The 26,557-nt window shown below is 66.4% G+C and carries 30 protein-coding genes and 1 tRNA gene; 14 read left to right on the plus strand and 17 right to left on the minus strand.

Annotation, left to right across the window (positions count from 1 at the left end; genetic code table 11):
- Window positions 1-130: 130 nt before the first annotated feature.
- Window positions 131-991: a M23 family metallopeptidase gene (locus ACFVVM_RS29145; protein WP_387624799.1), complete on the minus strand. Its 861-nt coding sequence runs from the start codon at window positions 989-991 to the stop codon at window positions 131-133.
- 267 nt (window positions 992-1,258) lie between these two features.
- Here ACFVVM_RS29145 and ACFVVM_RS29150 point away from each other — a divergent pair, with 267 nt between their 5' ends.
- Both ACFVVM_RS29150 and ACFVVM_RS29155 read left to right on the plus strand, forming a co-directional pair.
- Window positions 1,259-2,290 carry a nitronate monooxygenase gene (locus tag ACFVVM_RS29150; RefSeq protein ID WP_387624802.1) on the plus strand — a complete coding sequence of 344 codons (1,032 nt, stop codon included), beginning with the start codon at window positions 1,259-1,261 and terminating at the stop codon, window positions 2,288-2,290.
- 85 nt (window positions 2,291-2,375) lie between these two features.
- Window positions 2,376-2,768, plus strand: a complete 393-nt coding sequence (locus ACFVVM_RS29155; protein ID WP_387624805.1) for an SCO5389 family protein — start codon at window positions 2,376-2,378, stop codon at window positions 2,766-2,768.
- Window positions 2,769-2,904: 136 nt separating this feature from the next.
- On the opposite strand, the gene ACFVVM_RS29160 is transcribed toward ACFVVM_RS29155, so the two are convergent.
- A complete protein-coding gene (locus tag ACFVVM_RS29160) occupies window positions 2,905-4,542 on the minus strand; it encodes a long-chain fatty acid--CoA ligase (protein WP_387624808.1) in 1,638 nt (545 codons plus the stop codon).
- Window positions 4,543-4,654: 112 nt separating this feature from the next.
- On the minus strand, window positions 4,655-5,035 hold the full coding sequence (locus tag ACFVVM_RS29165) for an ArsR/SmtB family transcription factor (RefSeq protein ID WP_387624811.1): 381 nt from the start codon (window positions 5,033-5,035) through the stop codon (window positions 4,655-4,657).
- Window positions 5,036-5,157: 122 nt separating this feature from the next.
- On the opposite strand from ACFVVM_RS29165, the gene ACFVVM_RS29170 reads away from it, so the two are divergent.
- Together ACFVVM_RS29170 and ACFVVM_RS29175 are read left to right on the plus strand one after the other, a co-directional pair.
- On the plus strand, window positions 5,158-5,631 hold the full coding sequence (locus ACFVVM_RS29170; protein ID WP_387624814.1) for a PaaI family thioesterase: 474 nt from the start codon (window positions 5,158-5,160) through the stop codon (window positions 5,629-5,631).
- 118 nt (window positions 5,632-5,749) lie between these two features.
- Window positions 5,750-6,496 (plus strand): DUF1542 domain-containing protein, encoded by a 747-nt coding sequence (locus tag ACFVVM_RS29175; protein WP_387624817.1) that lies wholly within the window; start codon window positions 5,750-5,752, stop codon window positions 6,494-6,496.
- 16 nt (window positions 6,497-6,512) lie between these two features.
- Here the strand turns inward: ACFVVM_RS29175 and ACFVVM_RS29180 are convergent, their stop codons facing one another.
- From ACFVVM_RS29180 to ACFVVM_RS29190, 3 genes are read right to left on the minus strand one after another with little or no spacing between them, the layout of a single operon-like run.
- Window positions 6,513-6,938 carry a type II toxin-antitoxin system VapC family toxin gene (locus ACFVVM_RS29180; RefSeq protein ID WP_387624819.1) on the minus strand — a complete coding sequence of 142 codons (426 nt, stop codon included), beginning with the start codon at window positions 6,936-6,938 and terminating at the stop codon, window positions 6,513-6,515.
- Window positions 6,931-7,185, minus strand: coding sequence for a type II toxin-antitoxin system Phd/YefM family antitoxin (locus tag ACFVVM_RS29185; protein ID WP_387624822.1), 255 nt, complete (start codon window positions 7,183-7,185; stop codon window positions 6,931-6,933). The genes ACFVVM_RS29180 and ACFVVM_RS29185 overlap by 8 nt, the downstream gene beginning before the upstream one ends.
- A 60-nt stretch (window positions 7,186-7,245) precedes the next feature.
- Window positions 7,246-7,875: a hypothetical protein gene (locus ACFVVM_RS29190; RefSeq protein WP_387624825.1), complete on the minus strand. Its 630-nt coding sequence runs from the start codon at window positions 7,873-7,875 to the stop codon at window positions 7,246-7,248.
- 230 nt (window positions 7,876-8,105) lie between these two features.
- Between ACFVVM_RS29190 and ACFVVM_RS29195 the strand changes: the two genes are divergently transcribed.
- Window positions 8,106-8,178 (plus strand) — tRNA-Arg (locus tag ACFVVM_RS29195).
- A gap of 388 nt (window positions 8,179-8,566) precedes the next feature.
- A complete protein-coding gene (locus tag ACFVVM_RS29200; protein WP_387624826.1) occupies window positions 8,567-11,893 on the plus strand; it encodes a type ISP restriction/modification enzyme in 3,327 nt (1,108 codons plus the stop codon).
- 7 nt (window positions 11,894-11,900) lie between these two features.
- On the opposite strand, the gene ACFVVM_RS29205 is transcribed toward ACFVVM_RS29200, so the two are convergent.
- Window positions 11,901-12,290, minus strand: coding sequence for a hypothetical protein (locus ACFVVM_RS29205; RefSeq protein WP_387624829.1), 390 nt, complete (start codon window positions 12,288-12,290; stop codon window positions 11,901-11,903).
- A 370-nt stretch (window positions 12,291-12,660) separates the two neighbouring features.
- Here ACFVVM_RS29205 and ACFVVM_RS29210 point away from each other — a divergent pair, with 370 nt between their 5' ends.
- Genes ACFVVM_RS29210 through ACFVVM_RS29220 form a run of 3 tightly spaced genes read left to right on the plus strand, consistent with a single transcriptional unit; the run spans window position 12,661 to window position 13,835 of the window.
- Complete coding sequence (locus ACFVVM_RS29210) at window positions 12,661-13,164, plus strand: alpha/beta hydrolase (RefSeq protein ID WP_387624831.1); 504 nt, start codon at window positions 12,661-12,663, stop codon at window positions 13,162-13,164.
- Window positions 13,165-13,187: 23 nt separating this feature from the next.
- Window positions 13,188-13,565, plus strand: a complete 378-nt coding sequence (locus tag ACFVVM_RS29215) for an SDR family NAD(P)-dependent oxidoreductase (RefSeq protein ID WP_387624834.1) — start codon at window positions 13,188-13,190, stop codon at window positions 13,563-13,565.
- A 24-nt stretch (window positions 13,566-13,589) separates the two neighbouring features.
- Window positions 13,590-13,835 (plus strand): hypothetical protein, encoded by a 246-nt coding sequence (locus ACFVVM_RS29220; protein ID WP_387624837.1) that lies wholly within the window; start codon window positions 13,590-13,592, stop codon window positions 13,833-13,835.
- Between the two features lie 191 nt (window positions 13,836-14,026).
- On the opposite strand, the gene ACFVVM_RS29225 is transcribed toward ACFVVM_RS29220, so the two are convergent.
- From ACFVVM_RS29225 to ACFVVM_RS29250, 6 genes are all read right to left on the minus strand, one after another.
- Entirely contained in the window at window positions 14,027-14,686 is a 660-nt protein-coding gene (locus tag ACFVVM_RS29225) for a response regulator (RefSeq protein WP_387624839.1), read from the minus strand.
- A 1-nt stretch (window position 14,687) separates the two neighbouring features.
- Window positions 14,688-15,860 carry a sensor histidine kinase gene (locus ACFVVM_RS29230; protein WP_387624842.1) on the minus strand — a complete coding sequence of 391 codons (1,173 nt, stop codon included), beginning with the start codon at window positions 15,858-15,860 and terminating at the stop codon, window positions 14,688-14,690.
- A 5-nt stretch (window positions 15,861-15,865) separates the two neighbouring features.
- Window positions 15,866-17,809 (minus strand): MMPL family transporter, encoded by a 1,944-nt coding sequence (locus tag ACFVVM_RS29235; protein WP_387624845.1) that lies wholly within the window; start codon window positions 17,807-17,809, stop codon window positions 15,866-15,868.
- Window positions 17,810-18,176: 367 nt separating this feature from the next.
- Window positions 18,177-18,443 carry a hypothetical protein gene (locus ACFVVM_RS29240; protein ID WP_387624847.1) on the minus strand — a complete coding sequence of 89 codons (267 nt, stop codon included), beginning with the start codon at window positions 18,441-18,443 and terminating at the stop codon, window positions 18,177-18,179.
- A gap of 76 nt (window positions 18,444-18,519) precedes the next feature.
- Complete coding sequence (locus tag ACFVVM_RS29245) at window positions 18,520-19,149, minus strand: hypothetical protein (protein WP_387624850.1); 630 nt, start codon at window positions 19,147-19,149, stop codon at window positions 18,520-18,522.
- Window positions 19,150-19,251: 102 nt separating this feature from the next.
- Window positions 19,252-19,761, minus strand: a complete 510-nt coding sequence (locus ACFVVM_RS29250) for a nitroreductase/quinone reductase family protein (protein WP_387624852.1) — start codon at window positions 19,759-19,761, stop codon at window positions 19,252-19,254.
- Between the two features lie 191 nt (window positions 19,762-19,952).
- Here ACFVVM_RS29250 and ACFVVM_RS29255 point away from each other — a divergent pair, with 191 nt between their 5' ends.
- The 3 genes from ACFVVM_RS29255 to ACFVVM_RS29265 all read left to right on the plus strand — a co-directional run bounded on the left by ACFVVM_RS29255 (window position 19,953) and on the right by ACFVVM_RS29265 (window position 21,261).
- Entirely contained in the window at window positions 19,953-20,237 is a 285-nt protein-coding gene (locus tag ACFVVM_RS29255) for a type II toxin-antitoxin system Phd/YefM family antitoxin (RefSeq protein ID WP_387624854.1), read from the plus strand.
- The gene (locus ACFVVM_RS29260) at window positions 20,234-20,515 is read left to right on the plus strand and encodes a type II toxin-antitoxin system RelE/ParE family toxin (protein WP_387624856.1); all 282 of its coding nucleotides are present in this window, start codon (window positions 20,234-20,236) and stop codon (window positions 20,513-20,515) included. The genes ACFVVM_RS29255 and ACFVVM_RS29260 overlap by 4 nt, the downstream gene beginning before the upstream one ends.
- A gap of 116 nt (window positions 20,516-20,631) precedes the next feature.
- Window positions 20,632-21,261 carry a hypothetical protein gene (locus tag ACFVVM_RS29265; RefSeq protein WP_387624859.1) on the plus strand — a complete coding sequence of 210 codons (630 nt, stop codon included), beginning with the start codon at window positions 20,632-20,634 and terminating at the stop codon, window positions 21,259-21,261.
- A 78-nt stretch (window positions 21,262-21,339) separates the two neighbouring features.
- Here ACFVVM_RS29265 and ACFVVM_RS29270 read toward each other — a convergent pair whose 3' ends face one another.
- The 4 genes from ACFVVM_RS29270 to ACFVVM_RS29285 all read right to left on the minus strand — a co-directional run bounded on the left by ACFVVM_RS29270 (window position 21,340) and on the right by ACFVVM_RS29285 (window position 24,546).
- On the minus strand, window positions 21,340-22,089 hold the full coding sequence (locus ACFVVM_RS29270) for a nucleotidyl transferase AbiEii/AbiGii toxin family protein (protein ID WP_387624862.1): 750 nt from the start codon (window positions 22,087-22,089) through the stop codon (window positions 21,340-21,342).
- Window positions 22,086-22,727 carry a type IV toxin-antitoxin system AbiEi family antitoxin gene (locus tag ACFVVM_RS29275; protein WP_387624865.1) on the minus strand — a complete coding sequence of 214 codons (642 nt, stop codon included), beginning with the start codon at window positions 22,725-22,727 and terminating at the stop codon, window positions 22,086-22,088. Before ACFVVM_RS29275 ends, ACFVVM_RS29270 begins: the two co-directional genes overlap by 4 nt.
- 68 nt (window positions 22,728-22,795) lie before the next feature.
- On the minus strand, window positions 22,796-23,878 hold the full coding sequence (locus ACFVVM_RS29280; RefSeq protein ID WP_387624868.1) for a sensor histidine kinase: 1,083 nt from the start codon (window positions 23,876-23,878) through the stop codon (window positions 22,796-22,798).
- The gene (locus tag ACFVVM_RS29285; RefSeq protein WP_387624870.1) at window positions 23,875-24,546 is read right to left on the minus strand and encodes a response regulator transcription factor; all 672 of its coding nucleotides are present in this window, start codon (window positions 24,544-24,546) and stop codon (window positions 23,875-23,877) included. The genes ACFVVM_RS29280 and ACFVVM_RS29285 overlap by 4 nt, the downstream gene beginning before the upstream one ends.
- 90 nt (window positions 24,547-24,636) lie before the next feature.
- On the opposite strand from ACFVVM_RS29285, the gene ACFVVM_RS29290 reads away from it, so the two are divergent.
- Together ACFVVM_RS29290 and ACFVVM_RS29295 are read left to right on the plus strand one after the other, a co-directional pair.
- Window positions 24,637-25,224: a M15 family metallopeptidase gene (locus ACFVVM_RS29290; protein WP_387624873.1), complete on the plus strand. Its 588-nt coding sequence runs from the start codon at window positions 24,637-24,639 to the stop codon at window positions 25,222-25,224.
- The gene (locus tag ACFVVM_RS29295) at window positions 25,224-26,546 is read left to right on the plus strand and encodes a DoxX family protein (RefSeq protein ID WP_387625059.1); all 1,323 of its coding nucleotides are present in this window, start codon (window positions 25,224-25,226) and stop codon (window positions 26,544-26,546) included. Before ACFVVM_RS29290 ends, ACFVVM_RS29295 begins: the two co-directional genes overlap by 1 nt.
- Window positions 26,547-26,557 lie beyond the last annotated feature (11 nt).

Here is a 26,557-nt window from a genome sequence, read left to right on the forward strand (position 1 = left end):
CACCGGTCCCACGGGCACAGAGGAGTATCGGCCCGGTGATAGCCGGTGTTGCCGGTTCGCACAGCAAAGTGACGGGGGTCATAAATCAACCACCGTCACCATGCTCACGCGGAGGAGTCCGCTCGCCCGCTCAGTGCGAGGACGGGCCCCATTCCATCGGCACACCCTTGGAAGCCAGGTACGGGATCGGGTCCATCTTGGCGCCGCCCTGATCCCAGATCTCGAGGTGCAGGTGCGGGCCGGTGGACTGGCCGCGGTTGCCGACGGTGGCGATGACATCGCCCGCGTTCACCCGCTGGCCCTCGCTGACCAGCATTTCGTTGACGTGGCCGTAGACGGCGGTGGTGCCGTCGTCCTGCAGCACCCGCACCCACAGGCCGAAGCCGGAGGCCGGGCCCGCCTCGATGACGGTGCCGTTGGACACGGAGTGGATCGGCGCGCCGAGCGAATCGGCGAAGTCGATGCCGTAGTGCATGGCGCCCCAGCGGGAGCCGAAGCCGGAGCTGATCGGGCCCGCGACCGGGCGGGCGGCCTGCGGCGGCGCGACCTGGTGCTGGATGCCCTGGAGGATGTCTTCGACCTGCGCGAGCGGACCGGCAATCTCCGGCGGCAGGTTGCCGAGGCCGAAGGGCGCGGCGACCGGGGCGGCGATGGGCGCGGCGACCGCGTTCACCGGGGCGGCCTCGGGAGCGGGGGCGGCCTCGCGGGCGGCCACCAGGTTCACCTCGGCGGCCTGGCGCGCGGCGGCGGGGACGACGGATTCCTTGGTGTCGTCCTGGCTCGGCAGGAGCGGGGCGGCGAAGGCCAGCGCGGGCGCGACCTGGGCGGCGGTGCCGACCAGCGCACCGGCGGCGACCGCGGCGGTGGCGGCGGCGCGCACCCGATCGGAACGAGACGGCTCGGCACGGTGCCGGCTGGGGCGCCCAGCCCCCGCGTCGCCCAGCAGGGCATGCACGGAGATGGATTCGGGGCCCACACGGTGCTGCGACAAGGTCTCGTCCTAGCGTCCGACAACAAGGAAAACGAAACCGGCCTGACGACCAGCGCGGGAGCCACCTGAGTGTTCCCACCACCGAACCTGTGTAACGGTTCAGCATCCGTTGTGACGGGAACTCTACCCCGCCGTGACCATTCCGCAACCTTTTGCCCTGAATGCCCAGCTAGATGGCGTATTGCACCGTAACGATCACATTGCCGAGCCGGTCACACGGGCCGTCGGACACCCGCGCCGACGCCCATCCGGGCCAGACTCGTGCCCATGGTGATCGAGAGCTTGCGTGTCCCCATCGTCGCCGCACCCATGGCGGGCGGCCCCTCCACACCCGAGTTGGTGGTCGCCGTCTCGGCGGCGGGCGGATTAGGCCAACTGGCCGCCGGATACCTGAGCGCCGAGGCGGTGGCCAAGCAGATCACCGCGACCAGGGCGGCGACCACGGCCCCGTTCGGGGTGAATCTGTTCACGCCCGGCCCGGTGGCCGAACCCGCGACCTACGCGACCTACCTCGCCGAGCTGGGTGCTCACTTCCCCCTCGGCACCCCGAAGCACGACACCGACGCCTGGGCCGAGAAGCTCGATCTGCTGGTGGCCGATCCGGTCGCGGTGGTCTCGACGACCTTCGGCTGCCCCACCGCGGTGGAGGTGGACCGGCTGCACGCGGTCGGCACCGAGGTGTGGGTGACGGTCACCTCGCCCGCCGAGGCGCTGATCGCGCTCGACGCGGGCGCCGACGCGCTGATCGCCCAGGGCGCCGAGGCGGGCGGGCACCGCGCGAGCTTCCTCGACGACCCGGCCGAGGACCCGATCGATGCGCCCGGCCTGCTGACCCTGCTCCAATTGCTCACCGCCGTCACCGACCGGCCGCTGGTCGCGGCGGGCGGCATCGCCACCGGCGCCGGGGTGGCCGGTGTCCTCGCCGCGGGGGCCGCGGCGGCCCAGATCGGCACCGCGCTGCTGCGGTGTCCGGAGGCGGGCACCAACCCCGTGCACCGCGGCGCGATCGGCTCGCCCGAACCGACGATGCTGACGCGCGCGTTCACCGGACGCCGTGCGCGCGGAATCCGCAACAGTTTTCTTGTCGAGCACTCCGCCACGGCCCCCGCCGCCTACCCCGAAATTCACTACGCCACGGCCCCGCTGCGCGCCGAGGGCAGGGCAGCGGGCAACTCCGACGATGTGAATCTGTGGGCGGGGCAAGCCCATTCGCTCAGCACCGAGCAATCGGCAAGCGAACTGGTCGCGGACCTGGCCGCCGATGCGAAAAGCGCACTGAGAAAAGCACTTTCGGAATGAATCCAGGGTTATTGACAACGGATTTCGTTTAGACTCGAAGGGGCATCGCATCCCGCCGACCACCCCCAAGCAGGAGGAGAGCGCCATGTCCCTCGATGTTTCCGCAGCACTGCTCGAACGCGCCGAACAGGGCGATATCGACGACGCAGATTTCGTCGAATGTGTCCGCACCTCACTGCCCTACGCCTGGGAGGTCGTGAGCCGGGTGGCCGCGGATCTGCGCGACGGTGACGAGGAATACGCCGACAACCGGGTGCCGCCGCCGGACGAGGTGGCCCGCGGTCAGCTGCTGCGCGCCCTGGCCTCCGATGCCATTCGCGGTGGGCTGGAACGGCATTTCGGCGTGAAGCTGGCCTTCCAGAACTGCCACCGGGTCGCGGCCTTCCCGCTGTCGTCGGTCGGCGGCGAGACCTACTCGCGCTACATCAGCCCGCGCGCGCAGCTCCTCAACCAGAGCCCGGAACTCCGGAACTGTTGAGCCATTGGCGTTTCTCCTCGACAACTGAATATCGACAACTGAATCGCACAACAGAATCCGACAACAGAACAAACAACTGAATACGAAGAAGGCGGGCGTGGAATCCGATTCCACGCCCGCCTTGCTTCTGAAAGCGTCAGCCCAGGGTGACGATTTCCAGCTCGCCCTCGGCGTACTGCGCGCGCAGGCGCTTCTTGTCGAACTTGCCGACGCTGGTCTTGGGCACCTCGGCGATGAAGGTCCAGCGCTCCGGCAGCTGCCACTTGGCGAACTTGTCGGCCAGGAACTCGCGCAGCTCGCCCGCCTCGGCGGCGGCGCCCTCGGCCAGCACGATGGCGACCAGCGGGCGCTCGTCCCACTTCTCGTCCGGCACACCGATGACGGCGGCCTCGGCGACGGCCGCGTGACCCATCACCGCGTTCTCCAGATCCACCGAGGAGATCCACTCGCCACCAGACTTGATGACGTCCTTGGAGCGGTCGACCAGGGTGAGGTAGCCGTTGGGGCTGATCTTGCCCACGTCGCCGGTGCGCAGCCAGCCGTCGTCGAACTTGTCCGGGTCGATCTCGGCGCCGGTGGGCGAGTAGTACGAGCCAGTGATCCAGGCACCGCGCACCTCGAGCTCACCGAGGGATTCGCCGTCGTTCGGGACGACCTTGCCGTCGTCACCGACCAGGCGCGCCTCGACATTGGCCGGGAAGCGGCCCTGGGTGTAGCGGTACTCCCAAGCCTCCTCGCCGTCGGCACCGGCGGGCGCGTGCGCGACACTGCCCAGCGGGGAGGTCTCGGTCATGCCCCACGCGTGCAGGATGCGCACGCCGTGCTTCTCCTCGAAGGCGCGCATCATCGACGGCGGCACCGCGGAACCACCGACGACGGCGGTGCGCAGATGCGAGATGTCCTGCGGCTGCACGGCCAGCGTGGCCAGCACGCCACCCCAGATGGTCGGCACGGCGGCGGCGAAGGTCGGCTTCTCGGCGGCCATCATCTCCAGCAGCGGGCCGGGCTGCAGGAAGCGGTCCGGCATCAGGATGTTCGCGCCCGACATCAGCGCCGCGTACGGCAGGCCCCAGGCATTGGCGTGGAACAGCGGCACGATGGCCAGCACGTAGTCCGAGCCCTGGAAGCCCATGCCGTTGGGCGAGTTCACCTGCATGGCGTGCAGCCAGTTCGAGCGGTGCGAGTAGACGACGCCCTTGGGGTCGCCGGTGGTGCCGGAGGTGTAACACATGGCGGCGGCGGAGCGCTCGTCGACGACCGGGAAGTCGTAGTCGGCGGACTGGGCGTCGAGCAGCTCGCGGTAGGCGTGCACGGTCACGCCCTCGGGGGCGGTGAGCGCGGCGGGGTCACCGTTGACCACGATCACGTGCTGCACGGTCTTCAGGTTCGGCAGGTACTGCGCGAACAGCGGGAGCAGGGTGCCGTCGACCAGCACCACCTTGTCCTCGGCGTGGTTGGCGACGAACACCAGCTGCTCGGGGAACAGCCGGATGTTGAGCGCGTGCAGCACCGCGCCCATCGCGGGCACCGCGATGTAGGCGACCATGTGCTCGTTGTTGTTCCACATGAAGGTGCCGACGCGGTCACCCTCTTCGATGCCGAGACCACGCAGCGCATTGGCCAACCGCGCGGAGTCGGCGCCGAGCTCGCGGTAGGTGATCGTGCGCACGCCGTCACCGGTCCAGGTGGACACAGTCGAATCGCCCTGGAATGTGGCGGCATAGTTGAGCAGTTTGGCCAGTGAGAGCTGGTCGTCCTGCATGGTGCTCAGCATCGGTGCTCCTTCAAGTCCCTGCCGTGACATGAGTCACGCCAAGGGCGATGTTACCGAAAAGTATGGCCCCGTCGACTGTTTCCTCAGACAACATTCCTGCTGGTCGTTGTGCTCACCGCGGACTCGGCGGTCGGCTGTGCGGCGGCTCGGCATCGGGGCCACTATGGTGCGCGGGCACACCGGGACCCGCGTGTTCGGCGTTGTGCACAGCGTCGACGACCAGGCGCCGAACGTGGTCGTTGTCGAGCGAGTAGTAGATCGTGGTGCCGTCGCGGCGGGTGCGGACCAGCCGGGCCATGCGCAGTTTCGCCAGGTGCTGGGAGACCGAGGGGCCCGGTTTGCCGACCCTGCTCGCCAGTTCGTTGACCGACAATTCTTCGTCGGCCAGTGCCCACAGGACCTGGACGCGGGTCGGATCCGCGAGCATGCGGAACACCTCGACCACCAGGCCGACCTGGTCCTCGTCCAGGGGCGGGCGCTTGTCTGCGGTCATGCGCAGATAGTAGAGAATCCGGCGGCGTAGACCGATCAGTCCATCGTCGTGTAGCGTTCGAACACGCATAGACCGAACGGTCTACCAAGGACCGGAAGTGCCGTGGTCGAGAGGACCGAACGATGACAACCACCCGAGCAGGCGACGCGATCACCGACCCCACCCAGATGTCGGGCCTGGAACTGCTGCGCGCCATGAACTCGCTGCCCCACGACCAGATCCCCAACATCGGCCGGCTCCTCGGCATGACCGTGCTCGAACTCGAGGAAGGCCGGGTCGCCATCGCGGTCGAGACCAGGCCCGACTTCGCCAACCCCCTCGGCACGGTGCACGGCGGGATCTGCGCGACGCTGCTTGACTCGGTGATGGGCACTGCGGTGCACACCACGCTCGGTCCGGGGCTGGGTTACTCCACCCTCGAACTGAAGGTGAACTTCATCCGCACGGTAGCCACCGACGGACAGCGACTGACCGCCACCGGAACCACCGTGCACGTGGGCCGCCGGACCGCGACAGCCGAAGGCCGGGTCCTCGACGAGCGCGGCAAACTCGTCGCGCACGGCACGACGACCTGCATCATCCAACCGCTGGGCTGAGCCGCGCCTCGCGCGACGAGCTATCCGGCAACGCGCTGATCATCACGGGTCGGCGGGATCGGGCAACCGATCAGTAAACTGGACAGCATCTCGAAACCTCGAGCGGAAGAGGTGCGCGATGCTGTGGTGGTTGATCGTGATCGTGATCGTGTCGGTGGCAGCACTGCTGTACCTGCGCGCCGAACAGAACCGGCGCGACGCACGCGATCTCGAGCAGGCACAGGCCGAGGCGAGGGTGACGATCGAGCGGCTCGGCGGACAGGTCTATCAGCTCTCGCCCCGCAACGAAGCCGCCCGCCAGGCACTGGCCGACGCGTCCGAGCGCTACAACGCCGCGGGCGGCCAGATCGACCGGGCCGCCTCCGCCGGGCAGGCGCACCTGGCCAAGCAGTCGGCGCTCGAGGGCCTCTATTACATCCGCGCGGCCCGCGTCGCGATGGACATGGACCCCGGACCACCGATCCCCGCCCTCGACGGCCAGGACATCGCGGGCCAGGTCGACCAGAAGCGCATCGTCGAACACAACGGCCGCCGCATCACCGCCTCCCCCGCCCCCTCCTCCGGCACCCCCAACTACTTCCCCGGCGGCCGCGTCGCAGGCCGCCCCGTCCCCGCGGGCTGGTACTCCGAACCCTGGTGGAAACCCGCCCTCATCGCCGGCGCCTGGGGCGCGGGCTCGGCCCTCCTGTTCGCCAGCCTCTTCACCGGCATGGCAGGCGTCGGCTACACCGCCCAGGCCTTCGAAAACGGCTCCGGCGAGGACTCCCTCGACCAGGGCAACGAATGGGAAGGCGCCGACGGCTCCTGGGACGGCGACACCGGCCTCGACGACAGCGGTTTCGACGGCGGATTCGACGGCTTCTGAACGAACCTGGCGCCGGTCAGCTCACGGGGACCGGCACAACCGTCAGCACCGGTTCGAGTCCGGTGAAGTCAGCAACATTGCTGGTATAGAGCGGGAGATCGTTGACGGAGGCGATGGCCGCGATCATCAGATCGCACTTGCGCGGCTTCGGGTTTCGCCCCGCGGCCACCACCAGCTTCGCCATCGATGTGAAGCGCCGGGCAGCGGCGCTACACAGCGGTAGCGCGTCGAAAGCATGCTCGACCTCCGACATCCTCTCGGAGCGCAACGCCAACTCCGTCGGGGTTACGGCGAGGGCGATGCCGATGCCCAATTCCGCGAGGGTGACGGTGCTGATCCGGGAACGCACCGGCAGGTAGGCATCATCGATACGGGCGAGGTCGATGAGGACACAGGTATCGAGCAGCCCGACCGGATTCCGGTACCCGGGCTCCTCAGTCATCGAGACGCTCGGCCCCGAAAGCCGCGTCGATCTCCGCGCGTTCCTCAGCAGCGGTGGCTGCCCCTGCGAACCTGGCGAACCGCGCCTTGAGGTCTGACGTCACAACATCACGCTGTGGCTGAATCGGGCGCAGCTCGCCGACCGGTCGCCCATTGCGAGTGATGATGAAGTCGTCACCCGCTTCCAGCGCGTCCATGACGCCTGCGCTGCCATTTCGCAGCTCGGCTTGGGTAATCATCCTGGTCACTCCACCATGATAGCGCCCGACGCTATGTGATGCTATCGGCCAGAGTCGGCAGCTTTGGGTTCAGCTGGGCGAGCGGCATTCGGGGAGTTCGGCGATCTCGCGGCGGACCTGTTGGGAGGCGGGGAGGGATTCGGCGATGGTGCGGATGCGGGGGTTTTCGGTTTCGATCTGGCGGGCGGAGGCCGAGAGGAGTTCTCGGGCGACGGCGCGGAGGCGTTCGGTGTCGGTCAGGGCGGTGCGGGACATGTCGGCCGAGCGGGCTTGGTCGGCCTGGTGGAGGCCGTCGAACAGGGTCACCAATTCGTCCTGGGCGGAACGCCATTCGTCGGACAGGACGTTCGGGATCGGCAGGCCGTCGGCCGTGGTGCGCGCGGTGTCGGCCGCGGCGGCGCGGGTGGCCAGGATCGCGACGGCCGAGTCGCGGTAGCGGTCCGGGGTGAGCGCACCGGTCTCGTGTTCGGCGGTTTTGAGGTCCGCGCGGTAGCGGGTCTGCAAGGCGCAGACCGATCGATAGAAGGTGAGCATGTCGGTCTGGGTGCCCGCGTCGGCGCCGTCGAGCGCGGCGGTACGCGCCACAGCATCCTGATCGGCCCGCTGCGACAGCGCCGAATCCTCGACCAACCCGCCGTCGGCCGCGCATCCCACCAGGCCGAAACCCAGCGCCAACGCCAGCACCAGCACTCTCACCATCGACGCACAACCATGACCACGCACTCCTCACAAGAAGGCAGAACCGTCATCATTCGCACGAGCACCCACGGGGGCGGAAACCAACCGAACGCTAGAACACCGATCCCCCACCACGAACACCCACCCCCATTTCACATTCCGTGTCGCCCCCAACCCGGTTCGTGCCCCCATCCCCCACCCCACGCTATACTCACCTCGGCCAGCCGAGCCCAACGAACAGCTGGTCCCCCGCCTTCGTAGCTCAGGGGATAGAGCACCGCTCTCCTAAAGCGGGTGTCGCAGGTTCGAATCCTGCCGAGGGCACTCAAAACATGGCCAACCGCAGAGCGGTTGGCCTTGGAGGAGGCGTACCGTATCTGACCAGCGTCTTCTCGGATTGCTGACACCCATGCCGGTGCGTGTTCGCCCACCGGGGCAGCTCGAAACTTGTCTTGAAGCGGCTGTGAATCCTCGATCACGGCTGACCTGTCCGATACCAGCCCATTGACGGATATCAACGGCATGCGACATCTTCGGCCAGGCCGAGCGTGCGTGCCGATGAAGGGTGGCGAGCTGGGTACGATCTCTGGCCGGATAGTCGCACCGTCGCCGATCATCGCACCGAAACGTGTTTGGTCCCAAGTGCTTTCACGTCATCCTCTAGGGCTAGGATGTGACATACTCCTCGCGTCGCGATCGATAGGGCGGGGGTGTGGCAGTGACGCAGGGTCAGGAGTTCGACTGGCTCGCAGAAGCTATCTCGATCTTCGGTGCGTCATGCAAGGCCATGGTGAACGGACCTGGCGACCCCGAGGCGTCAATTCGACCACCGCTGCAGAATCTCCTGGAAGCTGTGGGCAGCCACGACGCCATGGACGGCGTCCTGTGGCATTCCGAAACGCCCCTGCGTGATGTTGGCGTGCGCCCTGACTATGCGGTCGAGGTGCACGGTGAAATCGTAGGTTATGTCGAGGTCAAGCGCCCCGGTCAGACGGTCGATCCAGAAAAGTTCACCGGGCGTAACAAGAAGCAGTGGGAACGGCTCCGCGACTTGCCGAACGTCCTCTACACCAACGGCACTGAATGGCGCCTCTTTCGCTCCGGCGAGCTGATCGGTGCGCCAGTCTTCTTCGACGGCGATCTCGGAAGCGTAGGACGCTCGTTGTCCGTCCGGGAGCCTGCAGCGTTCCATGCCCTTCTGAGGACCTTCCTCCACTGGGTTCCTGAGCCGATCCGCCACATCAACACACTGGTCCGGCGCACCGCGCCGCTGTGCCGCCTGCTACGTGCGGCCGTCCTGGAGCAGCTGGAATGGGAGGGACAGTATGCAGCTGAGGGCGCGCGTCCCGAGGAACTGCGGTTCACTGGGCTGAAAAACGACTGGCGGAGGCTGCTTTTCCCGTCAGCTGACGACGCTACCTTTGCTGACGGATATGCCCAGACGGTGACCTTCGCGCTTCTGCTGGCGCGTACAGAGGACATCTCTGTCAAAGGAGTGGGGCTACACGAGATCGGCCGACGCCTGGACGACGGACACGCCTTGATGGGCAAAGCCCTTCAGCTCCTGACCGACAACATCACGGTAACCTTCGAGGTCAGCCTCGACCTGCTTATCCAGGTAATCGACGCTGTCGAATGGGCAGTGATCCGCAAGGGCCGACGGGATGCGTACCTACACCTGTACGAATCGTTCCTGGAGGTATACGACGAGAAGCTGCGCCAGAAGAGCGGCTCGTATTACACCCCTCGGGAAATTGTCGAGGAGATGGTGCGCCTCACCGAGGATGTGCTCCGTACCCGCTTGGGTCGCCAGGCCGGATACGCGGACGACGGCGTGCGCATCGTCGATCCGGCGATGGGGACGGGCACATACCTACACGCGGTCATCGAGCACGTCGCCGCTTGGACGGCGGATAACGATGGCCCTGGGGCGATTCCGGATGCGATAGGCAGTCTGGCAAAGCGCCTCATCGGTTTCGAGCTGCAGATGGGCCCCTTCGCCGTCGCCGAGCTAAGGGCTTCGGACTTGCTCAAGCGGCATCAAGCAGTCGCACCGCCCGACGGTATGAAGCTGTTCGTCACCGACACATTGGACAACCCGTATCTGGCCGAGGAAACCCTCGCCTCAACATACGGCGTGATCTCGGAATCGCGTCGACGAGCGAACCAGGTGAAGGCAAACACACCGGTCACCGTCGCAATCGGCAACCCACCCTACGACGACAAGGCCATGGGCCGCGGAGGCTGGATAGAGAAGGGAAGCCCGGCGCAGGGCAGCACCCCGATCGAAGCGTTCAAGTGGCCCGGAAACGGCCGCTATGAGCACGTGCTCAAGAACCTTTACATCTACTTCTGGCGCTGGGCAACCTGGAAGGTCTTCGACGCCGATCAACAGGACCAGCAGGGAGTCGTCTGTTTCATCACCCCCGCCGGCTTCACCACTGGACCCGGCGGGCGTGGCATGCGTAACTACCTGAGGCGCACCTGCGACGAGGGTTGGATCATAGACCTCTCTCCGGAAGGGCATCGCCCAGATGTGGCCACCCGGATTTTCCCTGGTGTTGCCCAGCCGCTGGCCATCTGCATCTTCGTCCGCAGCAAAGACGCCGATCCCGATCGACCCGCCCGCATCCACTACCGAGCCGTACACGGCAGGCGAGCAGATAAGTACCGCCAGCTCAAAGAGATCCAACTGGACGACGACGGCTGGCAGGACACGCACTCTGCCGACATCCGGCCGTTCCGCCCAGTCACCGAGACTGCGTGGGAAGACTATCCCGCTCTCGATGATCTTTTCCCCTGGGGAAGTCCGGGAATTAAGGCCAACCGCTCGTGGGTCAACGCCCCCAGCGAGCAGTTGCTCCAACGGCGCTGGGCGCGTCTGATTCACGAGGCCGACCCAGACAAGCAGGCGAAGCTGTTCAAGGAGACGCGAGATCGTTCACTACACGTCTGCCGACCCCCACTGCCCGGACAACCTGAGCACGCCCACCAGCTTGCAGACGAAACTGACCTCATGCCGGACCTGATCCGCATAGCCATGCGTAGCTTCGACCGGCAATGGCTGATCTCCGACAGTCGCGTCATCGACTTCGCCCGACCCACGCTGTGGGAAGCGCTTCAGCCGGGACAGCTCTTCCTCAACCAGCAGTCCTCCCATGAGATCGAGACCGGGCCGGCCGTCGTCGCCACCGCGCTGCTCCCCGACACCCACCACTTCAACGGCCGCGGCGGCAAGATCATGCCGATCCTCCACCCGGACGGCACGCCCAATGTGCATCCACGCCTGCTCGCCCACTTGGCGACCGAGCTCGGCCTCGACCGCATCACGGTGCACGACCTGGCCGCATATGTGGCGGCTGTCGCCGGGCACAGTGGGTTCACCGAGCGGTTCGCCGAGGAACTACGCACTCCTGGCGTACGGCTGCCGCTCACTCGCGATCCCGATCTGTGGCACGAGGCCGTGAAGCTTGGCGAGCGTCTGCTGTGGGCCTCGACGTACGGAGAACTGTACGTCGATCCGAAAGACGGTCGACGAGCAGGAGATGTCCTCTTCCCTCCAGGCGATCCGCGTCGGCTCCGCTACGACCAGCACATCGGGACGGAGGTTCCGAGCGAAATCCACTACGCCGAGATGAACCGAGCCCTGTACTTGGGTGCCGGATTCGTGAGCCCGGTCCCCACAGAGGTGTGGAATTATGACGTCGGCGGCATGCAGATCGTCAAGAAGTGGTTCGGATACCGCAAGGCGAACCCCAACAGCCGCAAGACGAGCCCACTGGACGACTTGCATGTCGACTCGTGGCCATCCAGCTGGTCGCGCGAACTCATGGAACTGCTCTCCGTGCTGCGCCGACTCACCGACCTCGCTCCCGTGCAACAGGAACTGTTGGACCGGATCCTCGCCGGACCCAAGGTTACGGTGGCAGACCTCGAGCAGGCCGCTATTCTGCCGGTGTCCGACAAGGCTCGCAGGCCCCGTCGTCAACTCAAGACCAGTCACGACGAGCTTCATCTGAACGCCGACGAGAAACCGTAGCGTCAGCTCAGCGCGTCTTCGCACAACGCTCGACATACGCTACCGCCTCTGTTCCGGTCCATGCACCTTCTGCGAGTTCACGGAGCGCGTGCATTTCCGGACTGAGTGAGGGTGTACGTCGCTGCATCTCATCGGCGAATACGCTCACCTCAGCCAGGCGTTCGCCAAGCGTGGCGCACTCGGCTTCGAAGTACACTGCCTTGCCTCGCGGCGTAATAACCAGACTCTCACCGGTGACTTCCAGTAGGCCCATCCAACTGAGAGTTTGCACGTCGGCTGTGATGCTCTCCTGGTCAAGCCCCCGGACTGTGGCCGCTATAGCATCAGGAGCCGGAATCTCGGCGGTCACGAGATGATGCAGAACCTGAATCTGCGATGGCGAGAGCGCTGGGTGCACGGATGCATGTCTAGCAGCACCGGGGACGATCCTGCCGCAGGCCACGCGTAACGGGGCTTCTAAACAAACCGTGCGCCCGCTTCTGTCGCAATAACGCGAACGCGTGGCTCAGGGTCAGGTCACCGACACACCGTCAAACTGCCACGACACGCCGATCAACCGTATCGCCTGTCCCGACCAGCACCGCCTGTATTCAGCTCCCACCGTCACCGTCCCCATGATCGCGGAGACAGACCAACCAACAGCGCGGCAATCGCCTTGGTCTGCATCGCGGCGAGGCGCTCTCCTTCCGCGCCGTCGACATGGCGAATCCTGCGAAAACACCGTCGCGACCAGTAGCCGAGTTGACCCGCGCGGTAGTCGCTACGACATGGGCGCGGCAGCCCGCAACGGGCTCAACCACTCGGTCACCCTCGACCAGCGCAAAGCCATGATCGATACCGCAGTCGCCCAGCGCGACGTCGAATTCACCGGTGGCCCCGCCGAATACACCAGCGGCACCGTCCACGAACTCACCACCGAATCCACCCCGATCGAGCGCGAGTTCTACGGCTTCTACCGCACCCAGCGCAGCGCGGTCACCCCCGAAGGCGCCACACCGGAAACCACCACCCACCCGACCCTGTCCAGCAACGTCAAGTTCCTGAACTTCCACCCCTTCAACGACATCGAGACCGTCTCCCCGCGCCCGATGCTGTTCGTCACCGGCGAGAACGCCCACTCCCGCGAATTCAGCGAGGAAGCCTTCCGCCTCGCCGGCGACCGCAAGGAACTGGTCGTCGTCTCCGGCGCCGGACACGTCGACCTCTACGACCGCACCGGGGTCATCCCCTTCGACAAGCTGACCACGTTCTTCCAGACCAACCTGCGCTGAGGCGCCACCCCGAAAGGGTGACCATGACAACGATCGCGATCATCGGCGCGGGCCCCGGGCTCGGCCTGGCCACAGCACGCCGCTTCGGACGCGAATGGTTCTCGGTCGCGCTGATCTCCCGCTCCCAGAACAAACTCGACCGTCTCGTCGACGAACTCGCCGCCGACGCCACCACAGCCGCCGGGTACCCCGCCGATGTGCAAAACCGGACCACCCTGGCCGCCGCGCTCGACAAAGACTCCAGCGAACTCGGCCCGATCGAAGTTCTCCAGTACAGCCCCGTCCCCGCCAGAAATTCCTGCGACCCGTCCTCGACACCACCGCCGAGGACCTCTCCGCCGCGACCGAATTCTCCATCCTCGGCCCCGTCACCGCCGTCGAACAGGTACTCGACGGAATGACCGAACTCGGCAGAGGCACGATCTTTGTTCGTCAACGGCTCCAGCGCCGCTCAACCCAACACCAGCGTCGCGGGCACCTCGATCGCCTTCGCAGGCGAGTCCGCCTACGGCGCGATGCTGCACGAAGCACTCGAGCCACGCAATATCCGAGTCGGGCAACTGATCATCGGCGGCGGCGACCCCCAGTACGCACCCGACGCACTCCCCGAACAACTATGGGCAATCCACACCGAACAACGGCCCTTCCGCACCACAGTCGGCGTCGGCTAGCAACCCGGTCGATCCGGCCGGTCCGTCTCGCCACAACCCGCACCGGCTCCCTCACGAGACGGGTGCCGGGTATATTTGGTCCAGACCTACAACGCGTAGTCACCCACGATGACCAGGCGTTTTCCGGTTGCCAATGTTTTGCGTGTCCTGCCGAGGGCACATATCGGCCAAACGAAGCGGCTGCGATCTGATCACAACGGCGAGCTCGGACCCTCCGGCCTCGACCGGGGTAGGAGCCCGCGGTCCAGGGCGACAACCACGGCGTGGGTGCGGTCGCTGACGTCGAGTTTGGCGAAAATGCGCAGCAGATGGGTCTTGACGGTGGCTTCGGCGATGTTCAGGAACCTGCCGATCTCAGGGTTGGAGAGGCCACCGGCTACGGCTTGCAGGACATCGGTTTCACGAGCGGTCAAGGGGATCGGTTCCGGGCGGCGCAACCGGGCGACGAGGAGATCCGCGACCCGAGGAGCCAGGACCGTGCGGCCGCGGGCGGCGGAGTGGATGGCCTCGACGAGGTGGTCGCGGGTGGTGTCCTTGAGGAGATAGCCCATCGCGCCGGCTTCGATGGCTCGTTCGATATCGGAGTCGGTGTCGTAGGTGGTCAGGATGAGGACGCGCGTGGTGGTGCGGCCGGTGATCTCCCGGGTGGCGGCTACGCCGTCCATGACCGGCATGCGCAGATCGAGCAGGGCCACATCGGGTTTCAGTCGCTGCGCGAGCTCGAGGGCGGCGCGGCCGTCCTCGGCTTCACCGACGATGTCGATACTCGCTTCGGCGGCGAGCAGTGCCGTGAGACCGGCACGCATGACGATGTGGTCGTCAGCGAGGATCAGGCGTAGAGGTCCTGCCACATCACGTCCGATCGTCGGCGGGTAGTACGGCGAAGATGCGGGTACCTTCGCCGGGCGCGCTGGTGACGGTGAGCTCACCGCCGAGTTCGGCGAGCCGGGCGCGCATGCCGTTCAGGCCGAAGCCCCTGGCCGCGATGGGACTGAAACCTGTTCCGTCATCGGTGATTTCGAGTTCCGGTCCGGACGCTCCTTCTGCCAGCACGATGCTCACCGTGCTCGCCCCGGCGTGCTTTCGGATATTGGCCAGCGATTCCTGGGCGCAGCGCACCAGTGCGATCCTGGTGCGCTGATCACAGCCGACATCGTGCAGCTCCGCGTCCACGACCAGCCCGGTGTCCTCGACGAACCTGTCGAGAATGCGTCGCAGCGCCGGTGCGATACCGCCGGACACGACACCGCCCGTCGGCGCCGGCCCGACGAGGACACGTGCTTCCGTCAGGTTTTCGCGGGCGGTGCGTTCGATGGACAAGAGTTGTCCGGCGCTTGCCACCGGGTCGGTTTCCAGGCCCGCGCGCGCCGCCTCGGCCAGCACGACGATGGAGGCGAAGCCCTGGGCCAGGGTGTCGTGGATCTCGCGGGCGAGCCGTTCGCGTTCCTCGGCCGCGCCCTGTCGCTGGTGCGCCGCGGCCAGTTCCGATTGGGTGCGTTCCAGTTCGGCGCCGAGCATCCGGGCACGTTCTTCCCCCTGTTCGAGCACCCGGTCCATCCACAACCCCAGCAGGACACCGCCGGCGAGGCCGATCAAGGTGAAAACCACGTTCCCCGGGGAAAACGGCGTCCCGGTGAAAGTACCGATCAACGTGACCGCCGCGGCCGCACCGATGAAGCCGATCGCCTGGCGCTGGGTGGTGGAATAGATCCAGAACATGGGCAGCGACACGATGAAGAACGCCGCGCCGCCGTCGAGCAGGATCGCGGTTCCGCCGAGTACCAGCACGAGCACCCAGAGGAAACCGCTGGGCCGCACCAGGGGATTGCCGGGAAAGCACCTCAGGACGAAGTAGGTCACGGCGAGTACTGCCACCAGCGCCCACGTCGCGTACTTCGTGGCGTCGATCCTGTCGTGCACAGCGATCACCGGCGGGCACAGACCGAACAGGACCCAGCAGCCGTGGTACCACCGTCGCAATATCCGCACCCGGAATCGATCGTCGGTACGCGGCTGCTGGTCCATTTCGATCAGCCTACTTTCACCGGGACGAAGCGTTCGGTGGTGCCGACCGGCCGGACGGGCCACCAGGTTCGGTCCCCCAGTATGAGCAGTAGCGCGGGCAGGATCACGATCCTGATGACAAACGCGTCGAGGAGTACGGCGGCAGCGAGCGCGAAGCCCATCTGCTTCATTTCCATGATGTGCAGCGGAACGAAGCTGGCGAACACGGTGACCATGATGAACGCGGCGCTGGTCACCACCGCGGCCGAACCGCCGACACCTTCGAGCACGGCTTGCCTGGTGTTCAGCCCCTTGCCGACGGCTTCTTCGATCCGGCTCAGCACGAAGATCTGATAGTCCATCGACAAGCCGAACAGGATCACCAGCAGCAGCAACGGCACCCGGGAACCGATCGTGCCGGTCGAGTCGAAGTCGAGCAGGTCCTCGGCCCAGGTGTGCTGAAAGACCAGGGTCACCAGTCCCAGAGACGCACCCGCGGAGAGCAGGTTCAGCACCACACCGATCGCACCGAGCACGAGAGACCGGAATGCCGCGGCCGTCAGAACGAAGGTCGCGAGCAACAATGCCGCGATGATCACGGGTAGTTTCTGTTTCTGATGTGCCGGGTAGTCCGCGTAGCGGGCGACTTCACCGGTCACCGCGAAGTCGATATCGGACAGGGCGCCGATCGTGGCCGGCACGTAGTCCGCTCGGATCCGCTCGAGCGACTCCACGGCCGCCCTGTCGCTGACGTGGTGCGGCGCAGGTAGTTCCAGCAGACTGACGCGGCCGTCGGCCGAGGTACGCAGGTCCGAGGTGCCCGTGAGCGCCGGGTCCGCCGCCGCCCGTCGCGCCAGGGCATGCAGCGCGTCCGTGACCTCGTTCGCCCGATCCGGTTCCGCCGCGACGACCACCTGGTGCATGGCTTTCAGTTCTGGGAAGGCGGCGTTCAGACGATCGAAGGTCTGCATGGCGGGGATGGTGCGCGGATGCGTCTCCCGCCCCATATCGGTGAGTTCCAGACCGAGCACCGGCGCGGTGAGCGCCAGCATCGCCGTCACCGCTATCGCCAGTCCGGCAACAGGTTTCATCGCAATCCTACCGAGCAGGAACCTGGTGAATCGCCCGCCGTTCGCCGGGTCACGGTGGTTCGGTGCGGTAACCGCGGACTTGCGTGCGGCCCGGCGGGTGAGCACCGCGAGCAGTGCCGGTAGCGCGGTGAGCGAGCTGATCACCGCGACCAGCGTCACCAGGATCGCGGCGGTGGCGATCGAGGAGAAGATCACGTCATCGGCGAAGTACAGGGTCGCGGTGGAGGCCGCGACGGCAAGCCCGGACACCACCACGGCCCGGCCCGAGGTCGCCGCGGCCAGCTCCACCAAAGCCTGCGCACCCAGCACTCCACCGGAGCGGGCGCGCTCCTCCCTGGCACGCTTCAAATAGAACAGCGTGTAGTCGACGCCGACAGCCAGACCGAGTAGCAAGATGATGTTGGTGCCAACACCGTTATCGGGAAACAGGTGCGAGGCGGGCATCGACAACCCGATGGCGGCGATGATCGACGACACCGCCAGCAGCACCGGCACCAGCGCCATCGCCACTGAACGAAAGACGAACATCAGGGTGATGAAGGTGACCGGCAATGCGATCAACTCCGTGCGGGCCAGGTCCCGCCCGCGCAACTCGTCGACACCGCTGCTGATCGAAGGCCCACCGGTCTGCTCGATCAGCAGCTCGGGATGAGCCCGCTGCACCTCCTCGGTCTGCGCCCGCAACGCACCGACATGCTTTTTCCCGTCGAGCTCCGCCCCCGTCAAGGTCACATCGACCCGCAGCGCCGTATCACCGGGTGAATACACCGGCACTGCCACGGATTCGACCTCCCGCAGCCGCAGCATCCGATCGGTGACTTCCCGCGCGACATCATCGGCCACGCCGTCCAGCCGGGCCCCGCCCGCGGTGATGAGCACCCGCTCCACCGCTCGCGGTTGCAGACCACCCGAGGCCGCGATCGCCTCGCCCCGCCCGGCTTCTCCGATCCGGAAATCCTCTGTAGCAGCATGTTTCCCACCGATCCCCACCCCCACCCCGATACACAGGGCAACGAAGACGAACCATCCGATTATGGCCCGCCACGGGCGACGTGCACTCCAGCCGGCCGTGGCCACCAGTCGATTTCGCATACTCGAATACTGCTGTCCGAGCTCCTCCCCAGAACAGCCTCGACCGGTCGAATTCGGTGTCCACCGATCGGTGGACACCGGCTTCGATGTCGAGTGTTTCCGCCGCGGTTTCGTCATCGATCGAGCGGACAGCGAATGCCGATGCTGCCACCGCTCAGCCGGTGTTCGGGATTCGCGCCCAGGCGGCGCCGACCCCGGACAGCGCGAGTTCGGCACTGATCGTCAACCGAGTCCGACCGGCCAGTTGGGCATTCCAGTCGTTCTCGGTCGGCGCTCGATCGAACAGCTGCGGGGCGGGCAGGCGGTTGGTTGGGCCGCAACACCGGTAGAGCGCACCCGCGGTGTCGTCGATCGCGCCGATGCGATTCAGGGCCCAGAGGTCCCACGGGTCGCGTGGTGCACGCCAGCCATGCCATGTCACGGTCTTCCCCGCGCCGACAGCAACTGGATCTTGACCGAGGCTGCGGAACACACCGCTCGACCGCAAGTCGAAGTCCCTACTCGTCGAGCCCTCGGTAGACACGGGCGACACGCAGCCTCGGCTGGTCGAAGCCTCGAGCCTCTCCGGTGTTGATCGCGATCACCGAATCCGGTCCCCGCCACCACGTGTCGGCCAGGCCGCGAACCTCGGGCATGGGCTCGAACTCGTGCAGCGGCAGGTCGTCGATCTGGTCACCGCGAATCGTGGTGACCAGATGTGCCCGAGTCGAGGCGTGATGTGCCAACGCCAACGATTCGATCCACCCTTCGATGCTCGCGTGCAAGGGCGTCCACCGGTCCGCGTCGATGCCGAATTCCCCTGCGGGACCGATCATGAACGAGTAGGCCATCGACACACGCTGCACACCGGCGTCGAAGTACCCATCACGCTCTGGCTCACCTGCGGGTAGGTCCGCCCACAGCATCTTCGGTCCGCCGTCGTAGTCCACGGACGGAGGCACGACCAGTCCACCCCAGCGCTGCTGAAAGTCCACGAGACGATCGACCTGCGTTGCGGGAATGCCGAACTCGAGCCACTGGTCCGCCAATCCCTGGAAGGTAGGCGTTTCGACGCGAACACACTGCGTCGAAACAAACCACTGACCACGACGGGTCAGCCGCTCAGCCGAATCGATGACGGGCCGCATTTCCACGAGGGCGACAGTAGCCGCGTGAACCCGCTGACCCCGACGACAGCCCTATCGTGGATCAGCTGCGGTGGGTTTGCGCCCGTACGTGGGCACACATACTCAACCCTCGCCGTCGAGGGTCAGCACGACCAGCGGCACGGGCCGGTCAACCTTTGACTGGTAGTCGGCCAGCACGGGGTTGTTGGCCAGCACCCAGGTGGCGAACTCGTCATAGTCCGGGCCTTCGAGCACCTTGCCGGTCGCCGCGTAGGTCTTGTCCCGGAGCTCGACAGTGACCTGCGGGTTGGCTTTGATGTTGTACCACCAGGCCGGGTAGTTGTCTTCGATGAACGAGCTCACGTACATGATGCCGTCCCGGTACAGGGGCCCCAGCGGAGTCGTGTGCCGCTTGCCGCTCTTGGCTCCCGTGGTGGTGAGCAGGATCAGGTCCCCGCCCGCGTAGGCACCGCCCACCTTGCCCGAGTTCTCCCGGAACTCCTTGATCACATCGTCGTTCCAGCTGACGATACTGTCCTGGTCCCAAGTCTGGTTCCACGGCGCGTTCGGATCGTTGTAGTCGGTGATGCCGGTCTGATCCGGTTGTCCCACAGTCGAGTCGGTTTCGCTCATGATTCGAGGGTGTCACGGATGTAGGACAGCTTCCGTCCTAGTTCGACGAGGGGTTGCCCTGCCCTCCTCCGCGAAACTCTTCGTCGTTGAAATCGGTCCGCGGCGAGGGCGGTCGGCGATGACAGGTCATCCTTGTCGCCATACAGGTCAGAGTACTGGTCGCAATTATGACCGACTGGTACCATGTCCACATGGAGATCATCCCCATCACCGAGGCCAAGGCGCGCATTGCCGAGCTCGCCGACCGAGTGGCGCGCGAGCATGATCACTTCACCATCACTCGCAACGGCCGTGCCGACGTGATGCTGATTTCCGTCGCCGAGTACGAGTCGATGCAGGAGACACTGGAGATCCTCAGCGACAGCGACACCATGTCCGACCTCCGCCAGTCCAAGGAAGACTTCGCCTCCGGCGACACCTTCGATGTCGATGAGGTCCGCGCTGAGTTGGAGAAGCGCCGTCGCGGTGCGGCGTGACCGCAGCACCCGAGCCCTACTCCGTGATCATGTCCGCCCAGGCTCGTCGCAACATCCACGAGAACCTGCCCGCTGATGTCGCGTTCGCCGCCATGGAGACCATTACCGGACCGATCTCCACCAATCCGCACCGAGTCGGCAAGCCCCTGGATGAGCCGTTCGATGGATTCTATTCAGCCAGGCGCGGCACTTATCGAATCGTCTACCGCATCAACGAGGACAAGCACGCGGTCGAAATCCACTCGGTTCGCCACCGGCGCGATGCGTTCCGCTCGTAGACAGGCCCCGCAGCGCTGACGGAGAACGCGATGCGCGCCGAACTCGGATTGCCCCTGCGCGAACACTACGACTCCCAGCGAGCACGATGATCCGGCACCTATCGACTCGTTCCACGATGCTCATACTGCTCGTCGTTGGCCTCTGCATGGGTTGTGGTGGCCCGACAGAATCGATGGGTCGACCGGTAGTCACCACGGTCCCGAATCCCGACCCGGCCGAGTGCGAGGAAAGCATTGTCGTCACCCAGGACGACGACATCGAGATGGATACCGAGTTCGTCACCGGCGCTGACCGGCTGAGCGTCCGCTTCCAGGTCACCAACCATCGCGACACCGACATCTACTTCGCGAATGGCGCGAACTCGACGATCGGATCGGCCAACCTGGTTCCGCGAAGTGACGGCGTCGTCGAGATCAGCCGCCGCAAGTACACGGCGCCGGAATGTCCGGTGCTGCTGTACGCGCCGCCACCTCGGCCGGACACGCTGCGGGTGGGGCCGGGCCAGACTGTCACGGAGGAATTCGACGTGCCCGTACCGTTCGTGGGCAACCATCCGCTGCTCGCGGACGGCGACGACTTCTTGGCATCGATGCCCCCGCGCCCCTACCGGACTGTGTTCTGCATCGGCGTCGTGCCGCCCGTTGTCGATGAACCACAACAGCGGAAACACTCAAACCTTTATGAGGCAATGGATTTCGACTTCGATGAGCAAGTGAACATCTGCAGCCCCGTGCACACGGTGTGAACCGCGAAGACCTGTCAAGGATTTCGCCCTCGACCCGATCAACGAGGTATCAGCGCAGAGCGGCCACGCGCAGCTATATCACTCCGTGACGCGTGCCCAGGCATCGCGCACTGCCGACAGCGCGATCTCGGCGGTGATCGCCAGTCGAGTCTGCCCGGCCAATTGGGCATTCCAGTCGTCCGAGTCCGGTGCGCGATCGAACAATTGTGGGGTGGGGAGCCGGTTGGTTGGGCCGTACCGCCGGTACAGCGCTCCCGCGGCCCCGTCGATCGCACCGATGTTGTTCAGCGCCCAGAGGTCCCACAGATCGCGTGGTGCGCGCCGGTCGTGCCATGTTGCCGTCTTTCCTGCAACAAAAGCAGGCAGTGTGGGCACGAGGAGTTCGGCAGACGGCACGTCGCTGTAGCGCTGCTCGATATGGCGGAGTTCAGTCGGCCAGACCGGTCTGCCGCGGGCCGCCAGCAACTGGATCTTGACGGACACACCGGATGCGGAGCGAAGATGGGCGGCCCCGGTATCCGGGACATCGCTCAACGACGGCTCCCACTCCAGCCGACCGTAGCTCCGTGCGACCGATCGCGGCAATGCGGTGTCGAGTTCGGCTGCCAGCACCGTTCGGTTGCCCAGCGCGACCAGGTCGATGTCCTCGCTGAGCCTGCCGCTCACCAGATGTGTACGGGCAAGGGCAGTTCCGCCGATGAAGTGTAAGCGGTCGCCGAATCCGCGGCTGATCGCCGATAGCAGGTGGGAGATCAGGTGGTCGCGCTCGACCTGCTCCGGAGAAACTCCGAATTGAATTGCGACACTGTCACGTTCGTCGGCCCTCATCCCCCCACCCAACTTTCCACACGTCGAAGCGCCACACCCAGGCGCTGCTCCTTGGCGAGCTGTGCAAGTCTCGCCCGATCAGCGCGACGGTAGAGCGTCTCGATCGCCGGACGAACCTCCGCCTCGGCGTTGCCCAGTTCCGGGCGCCGGGCGAGATCGAGCACGGTCTGCTCCGGCGTCGTGACCAGCGCCGGGCCGAGCGGCGTTTCGATTCGCTCCGCGTCGAGCGCGTCGGTGTCGCGGCGGACAAACCGGATCTGGGCCGCGCGGTCGGTCAGTGCGATCGGCCGGTGCTGGCGCGGAACGGCGACAACCGCAGTCGCCAGCGCACGGGGCACGGCGCCCAGCACGCGGGCCGCGCTGATTCCCATGACAATGGCCTTGTCCGGCCCGTAGATCGATGCGGCGATGCCCGCGGCGACTGCCTCGAGGCCGGGCAGCCAGGTCCGGCCGACGTATTCCGGCGCGACGATGATGTAGTAGCCGTACGCAACGCGGTGCAGCACGCCTCGATCGACGAGCCGCGCGATCTCGGGCCGCGGTTGGGCATAGAACTCGGCCAAGTCCTGCGGGCGCAGGGTTCGGAGTGGGGCTCGCCAGAGCTCACTGGGCAGCGTGGTGCTGCGATGCTCTGCCATCAGCACCACCTCTCGAAGAGTATGCATATAGTTGGCTATTACCCAACGAAATGCATACTACCGGAGCCCTAGCCCGGTAGTTGCACCGTGACGCGGAGGCCGCCGGTGGGGCGGGGGGTGAGGGTGAGGGTGCCCGTGTGGGCTCGGGTGATGGTGTCGACGATGGCCAGGCCGAGGCCGAGGCCGACGCCTGCGTGGTCGGGGTGGCGGATGCGTTCGGTGCCGCGTTGGAAGGGCTCGGTGAGGGTGGCGACCAGGTTTGGGGGGAGGTGGTCGCCGGTGTTTTCGACGGTGAGGAGCACAGCTCCGGGAACAACGCGGGTCGTTACCCAGACGGTGCCGTCGTCGGGGAGGTTGTGGACGATCGCGTTGTGGACGAGGTTCGTCGTGAGTTGCAGGAGGAGGGCGTGGGAGCCGATGGTGGGGGCCACCTCGCCGGTGGTCTCGAGGGTGACGCCGTGGTGTTCGGCGAGGGCGAGCAGGGTTTCGGTGGCTTCTTCGGCGAGCAGGGACAGGTCGACGGGTTCGCGGGTGAAGGAGCGGCGGTCGGCGCGGCTGAGCAGGAGTAGTGCTTCGGTGAGGTCGATCGCCCGGGTGTTGACGGCGGACAGGCGGTCGATAAGTTCGTCGGGGTCGCGGGCGGGATCGTCGCGGGCCACTTCGAGGAGGGTCTGGGTGATCGCGAGGGGGGTGCGCAGTTCGTGGGAGGCGTTGGCGGCGAAGCGTTGTTGCTCGGCGACGTGGGATTCCAGGCGGGTGAGCATGGCGTCGAAGGTGTCGGCCAGTTCGCGGAACTCGTCGTCGCGGCCGGGTAGCCGGATGCGGTGGGAGAGTGAGCCGTTCGCGGCCAGGCGGGTGGCGGCGGTGATGCGGGTCAGCGGGGCGAGCATGCGGCCTGCGAGCAGCCAGCCGCCCACGATCCCGAAGACCAGCAGGGCGGCCAGCACCAGGGCCATGAACGGAGCGAAGGCGCGCAAGAGGACCGAGCGGTCGATCCAGAAGTTGCCGGTGGTGTCGATCCAACCGGCGGGCAGGAAGTAGAGGTAGAAGACCAGCACGGCCGCGAGCAGCAAAGTCCCCGCGAGCATGAGGAACCCGGCGTAGCTGAGGGTGAGTTTGAGCCGAACGCTCAGACCCGGCGGCCTGTTCACGCCGCGGGTCCCGTGGTGACGCGGTACCCGACGCCGGGCACGGTCGCGATGATCCAGGGCTCGCCGAGGCGTTTGCGCAGCGCCGACACGGTGATGCGCACGGCATTGGTGAACGGGTCCGCGTTCTCGTCCCAGGCGCGTTCCAGCAGTTCCTCGGCGCTGACCACCCCGCCTTCAGCTGCGACGAGCACTTCGAGCACCGCGAACTGCTTGCGGGTCAACGCGACATAGCGACCGTCGCGATAGACCTCGCGACGGAACGGGTCGACGCGCAGGCCCGCGATCTCGCGCACGGGCGGCCGGTTGTGGGCGCGCCTGCGGTCGAGTGCGCGGAGCCGGAGCACGAGTTCGCGGAGTTCGAACGGTTTGGTGAGGTAGTCGTCGGCGCCGAGCCCGAACCCGGTGGCCTTGTCGTCGAGCCGGTCGGCGGCGGTGAGCATCAGGATGGGCATGCCGCTACCGGAGGCGACGATGCGCTGGGCGATCTCGTCGCCGGAGGGACCGGGGATGTCGCGGTCGAGGACGGCGATGTCGTAGGTGTTCACGCTCAGCAGTTCCAGGGCGGTGTCGCCGTCCCCGGCGATGTCGGCGGCGATCGCGTCGAGGCGCAGGCCGTCGCGAATGGCGTCGGCCAGATAGGGCTCGTCCTCGACGATCAGTACGCGCATGGTCGCTCGATTCTCCCAGCCGGGGGATATCGCCGGCGTATCCGAAACGGCATACGCGCCGGCAACACCATGCTGCCTTGACTGAAAGGCATGAACCCTCACGTACCGGCGACGCGCCGTCTCCGATCGACCGTTGTCGCCGCTCTCGCCCTCGTCGGCGCGGTGTGGATCGGCGTATTCGCCTATCAGTCGCTGCCGTCCCTGTCCGCGGTCCTGCGGTTGCTCGACAACATCGACCAGCACGGTCCGCCCGGTGCGACGGTCTTCGACGAGGAGAATCCGTCGCTCGGCAATCTCGACCCCGATCTCCTCGATGCCCTGCGCCAGGCCGCCACCGCCGCCGCGGACGACGGGGTCGAACTCGTCGTCACCAGTGGCCGGCGGTCCGCGGAGTACCAGGAACAGCTGCTGCGCGAAGCGGTCGCGAAATACGGTTCGGAGAGAGAAGCGGCCCGGTGGGTGGCCTCGCCCCAGACCTCCGCGCACGTGACGGGCGAGGCGGTCGACATCGGGCCGACCGAGGCCGCGACCTGGCTGTCGGCACACGGCGCCGAGTACGGGCTGTGCCAGATCTACCGCAACGAACCCTGGCACTTCGAACTCCGGCCCGGCGCCGACGAGTACGGCTGCCCGGCGCTGTACGCCGATGCCTCCCACGACCCGCGCATGCCGCAGTGATCACCGCCGCCATCCGGACAGGTCGGGCCGGCTTTCCGCTGACCCAGCTCGCACTCCGGTTCTGCGTCGTCTACTTCGGCCTGTTCTGCCTGCTCCTCACCTACATCCCGTTCGCGCTGCTCGGGCTCCTCGGCCGGTGGGTCCGCCAGTACTGGGGACCGTGGAACATGGCGATCACCGACCCCATCACCGGTCCGGTGGGTCGGGCGATCTTCGGGGTCGACGCAGTGCAGCGCCATGATTCCGGTGCGGGCGACCAGGCTGCCGTGTGGGTGCTGGTGTTCTGTCTGCTGATCGTCGCGGTGGTGGCCACCGCGGTGTGGACGGTGCTCGACCGTCGCACCTCCTCCCCCCGGCTGCTGGCCTGGTTCACGCTGTTCCTGAGGCTGTGCCTCGGTGGGCAGATGGTGGAGTTCGGGTTCGCCAAGCTGATCCCCACCCAGATGCCTGCCCCCGGACTGGCGCAGCTGTTGCAGCCGTACGGCGATCTGAGTCCGGCCTCGGTGCTGTGGTTGCAGGTCGGCAGTTCCTATCCGTACGAGATGACGCTCGGCGCGGTGGAGGTCGTGGCCGGGCTGCTGCTGTTCGTGTCGCGGACCGCGGGGCTCGGGGCCGCGGTGAGTCTGGTGAGCACGGCGCAGATCCTCCTGCTGAACATGACCTTCGACATTCCGGAGAAGTTGCTCGCCGGGCACCTGCTGCTGATCAGCCTGTTCCTGCTCGCGCCGTATCTGCCTCGGCTGGCCGATGTCTTCGTGCGGCAACGCGCGTGCGCGCCGCTGACGCCACCCGCGCTGTTCACCGACGATCGGCGCAACCGCATCGCGACCTGGGTGGTGGCGGCGCTCGGCCTGTGGGTCGCGCTGGGTAGCGGATACGACCGCTGGGTGGTCTGGCAGGAGCAGTACGGTGCCGCCAGCCCCAAGTCCGAGCTGTACGGCATCTGGGAGGTGGGTGAGTTCACCCTCGACGGGCAGTCGACACCGCCGCTGACCACCGACGAGACTCGTTGGCAGCGGCTGGTTTTCGACGATCCGGAGGAGGCGACCTATCAGCGGATGAACGGTGAACTCGTCCCGGCGCGTGCCCTGTTCCGTTCCGACGGCGGGCTGGAACTCGCCACGATGACGGACCCGACCGCCGAGAGCCCGCCACCTTTCGCGACACTGTCGACCGAGCGCCCCACACCCGACGAGCTGCGCCTGCGCGGGACGCTGAACGACCGCCCGGTGACGATCACCCTGCATCGCGTCGACCCGAACAGCTTCACCTTGCGTAACCGCGGGTTCCACTGGGTCCAGGATTATCCCTACTTCCGCTGATCGACGAAAAG

The organism is Nocardia sp. NPDC058176 (genome assembly GCF_042883805.1).
In the GTDB taxonomy this organism is placed as follows: domain Bacteria; phylum Actinomycetota; class Actinomycetes; order Mycobacteriales; family Mycobacteriaceae; genus Nocardia.